General features: G+C 61.5%; 2 protein-coding genes. One reads left to right on the top strand and one right to left on the bottom strand.

Translation table 11 applies throughout. The features are described from left to right. The first annotated feature begins 198 nt into the window (after positions 1–198). The gene (glpD, locus tag NP534_RS26130; protein ID WP_274100647.1) at positions 199–1728 is read left to right on the top strand and encodes a glycerol-3-phosphate dehydrogenase; all 1530 of its coding nucleotides are present in this window, start codon (positions 199–201) and stop codon (positions 1726–1728) included. Positions 1729–1763: 35 nt separating this feature from the next. Here glpD and NP534_RS26125 read toward each other — a convergent pair. Continuing rightward, positions 1764–3705, bottom strand: a 1942-nt coding sequence (locus NP534_RS26125) for an NEL-type E3 ubiquitin ligase domain-containing protein (protein WP_274100646.1), incomplete at its 5' end; no start/stop codon positions are given.

Below are 3705 nucleotides of genomic sequence, written 5' to 3'. Positions count from 1 at the left end.
ACAAGCACTTGCAACCCCACACCCTTCCAAAACACCCCGCCAACACCCTTAAAATTTTCGAAATTGTTCATTTCGTTCTCATTCAATCAGTTTTTTCTATAACCCACGACTGGATACTGCCTTTCCATTGCGCTAATATTTTCGGAAACGAACATCAATGTTCATATTCGATGTGAACAGCCCCAGGAGGCCTTGCCCGTGTCCCAGCCCGTTTCGTCCCAGCCCCCACTCGCCGACTGCTATGACCTCGCCGTGATCGGCGGTGGCATCAATGGCGTGGGCATCGCTGCCGACGCCGCCGGGCGTGGCCTCAAGGTCTTCCTCTGCGAAAAGGACGACCTGGCCCAGCACACTTCCTCCGCCAGCAGCAAGCTGATCCATGGCGGCCTTCGTTACCTGGAGCACTACGAGTTCCGCCTGGTTCGCGAAGCACTGGCCGAGCGCGAAGTGCTGTTGGCCAAGGCGCCGCATATCGTCAAGCCGATGCGCCTCGTGTTGCCACACCGCCCGCACCTGCGCCCGGCCTGGATGATCCGTGCCGGCCTTTTCCTCTACGATCACCTGGGCAAGCGCAAGCGCCTGGGAGCCTCGCGCAGCCTGCGCTTCGGCCCGGGCTACCCGCTCAAGCCGGCGATCACCCGTGGCTTCGAATACGCCGACTGCGCCGTTGACGACGCACGCCTGGTGGTGCTCAACGCCATGGCCGCACGCGAAAACGGTGCACACATCCATACCCGTACCCGCTGCCTGCGCGCCGAACGCGTCGACGGCCTGTGGCACGTGGAGCTGCAGCAAGCCGATGGCAGCGTGCGCAGCATTCGCGCCCGGGCATTGGTCAACGCCGCCGGCCCTTGGGTCGCCAGCTTCATCAAGGATGACCTCAAGCTCGATGCGCCGTACGGCATTCGCCTGATCCAGGGCAGCCACCTGATCGTGCCGCGCCTGTATGAAGGGGATCACGCCTACATCCTGCAGAACGAAGACCAACGTATCGTCTTCTGCATCCCCTATCTGGACCGTTTCACCCTGATCGGCACCACCGACCGTGAGTACAGCGGCGACCCGGCCAAGGTGGCGATCACCGAGCAGGAAACCGACTATCTGCTGAAGGTGGTCAATGCGCACTTCAATCATCAACTGAGCCGCAGCGATATCCTGCACACCTACTCCGGCGTGCGCCCGCTGTGCAACGACGAATCGGATAACCCGTCCGCCGTCACCCGTGACTACACCCTCGCGCTTTCCGCCGCTCAAGGCGAGGCGCCTTTGCTGTCGGTGTTTGGCGGCAAACTGACCACGTACCGCAAGCTGGCCGAGTCGGCCATGGCAGAACTCAAGCCGTTCTTCAGCCAGATGGGCCAGAGCTGGACAGCCAACTCTGCCCTGCCCGGCGGTGAAGGCATGAGCACGCCTCAGGCACTGGTCGACGACCTGCTCTCGCAGCACCAATGGCTCGCGCCGGATATCGCCAAGCGCTGGGCAGTGACCTACGGCAGCCGCACCTGGCAGTTGCTGGAAGGTGTGAACGGCCCGGACGATCTGGGCCAGGCGATTGGTGGTGGCCTGTTCACCCGGGAAGTCGATTACCTGCGCGAGACCGAATGGGCTGTCAGCACTCAGGATATCCTCTGGCGCAGAACCAAACTGGGCCTGTTCACCAGCGACAGCGAACAGCGCGCACTGGCTGATTACCTTGCTCAGGGCGACGCACGCAGCAACGCCGCCTGAACCCTGCGCGGCGACCGCCTGACGGTCGCCCGCACTCAGAATTCCCGACCGTACGCCTCCTTTGCCAATTCCAGGTAAAGGGCACGCTCTTCGCCATTGAGCGTTTCCATCAATGCCGCCGCGCGCTCAAGGTACTGCTGCTCGCCCGAGTCGCCAGCCTGAAGTTCATAAGCCTCCAGCTGTTCATGAAACGGCGCGGCCAAGGCTTCGAAGCGCTCAGGGTAGCGATTGCGCACATAGCCTTGCCAGAACTCTCGTTGCGCAAGTGCCTGGCTCAGCACGTCGGTATTTTCACCGGCCAGCACGCTAGTACCCGCACGCATGATCCGCGTACGGGTCACACCGCTGTGCTCAAGGTAATTCATATGCCGCGGTTGGGCCGGTAGATCGAGCCTGTCAGCCAGGTGAACCCGGTAGGCAAGATAAACTTCGATGTCATCCACCCCGGCAAAAGGGTCCTGGCGCATTTCCTGGATATGCCGAGCGGCAATACTGTCCACTTCGTCCAGACGATAAAGCGAGCGCCCGAGCCTCAGCAAGGTCGCCTCGGCCCGCGCGCCCCCCTCACCGGCCGCGTGCAAGGCAATATGGGTTCTGACTTCCAGTTGACTGAGGATCAGTAACAGCCGGTCCTCACAGGTCCTGCGTCCTTGCGTCTGCCAGAACACCGCTTCACGCACGTCGGTGTTGTCCGCGCAAAGCTCGAGTATCCGCCACACCCTGGCGCGGTAGTAGCGCGGGTGATCGAGGAAGTCATCAGAACTTGCGAAATCTGCCAGAAAACGAAACAGATCTACCGACTGCGTCTCCTGGGACAAACTCGTCCAGATCTGCGTGCGCTGGGTGCGTACGGCTTCGTCGGTACCGCCCATCCATCGATCCAGCAGCGTACTGTCGGCGATGGCGTGATGATAAGAGTTACGCCGGTGGTGGGGCGCAACCGTGTGACTGCGGGCAATCAGCCCCTCGCTCGCTTCGTCCAGAGGGTTGTCATGCAGTGCCAACCGTTGCAGTCGATCGCTCAAGCTGCGCAACTGCCCGTTCAACTGACGAATCTGATTCTCGCGAACATCCACCAACCCTCTCCAAGGCATCAGGCCGTCATCTGGCAATTCTTGCAGCCCGGTTCCGCGCAGTGACACTTCGCGCAAGTTGCGCAACCCCGAAAGGTCGGGCACCTGGCCCAAGGGGTTATAGTTCAGATCAAGTTGCTGGAGCATCGCAAGGCTTGCCAGCCTTTGACTGCCCGCGCCATCGACGGTAATCCAGTTACCCGACAGTCGCAGCGTACGCAGCTCGGTAAAACGCTCCAGGCCAAGTGGCAAGGTGCTCAACTGATTGTCCCGCAGGTCCAGTTCGCGCAGGTGGGTGAACCTGCCCAGGAAATCCTCATCGACCTGATCAAGGTTCATGTTGCGTAACGTCAAGCGTCGCACATGGCCAAACTCGATGCCTGCCGGCAAGGCCGGCAAGCTGCCCACCTGTTCGCCATCGATATGCAGGACAAAGTCATCACCGGCAAGGCCGGCCGTCTTGCGCCGCCAGGCACGACGAATCTGGTTGGCCACGCGTTGCCGCCTGAGCCCATCCATGAAGCTCACCCGCTGCCGCTGCCAGGCGTCAAGTGCCCCGCGCAGGCTTTCCAACCGCTGCTGAAGGCTGCTGAGGTGGTCCCAGAGGCCGACCCTGCGTTGCATCAGGTCGAGCAGGTAAGCGTCCAATTGAGCATCGGTCAGGGTAGGGAAAATTTCATGTAAGCCGCGCCGGATCGCCTGACGGCTGCTCTCGCCGCCGCCACTCAGTGCATAGCCGATTCGGCCGTCTGCTATGCGCTGCGGCGGTCGATAGCGTTCAGCGATAGGCGGCAAGCCCATCATTTTTGCGGTTTTTTCGCGATCGACGCTGGCTTGTCGGGAGAGCCTTTGGCCGAGTTCAGGGGCCATCACCCGGGGGCCGCCAAGCGCCACTTTCTGATCG

It is taken from the genome of Pseudomonas sp. 39004, assembly GCF_028682155.1.
In the GTDB taxonomy this organism is placed as follows: domain Bacteria; phylum Pseudomonadota; class Gammaproteobacteria; order Pseudomonadales; family Pseudomonadaceae; genus Aquipseudomonas; species Aquipseudomonas capeferrum.
This window is presented reverse-complemented; position numbering and strand designations above follow the sequence as displayed.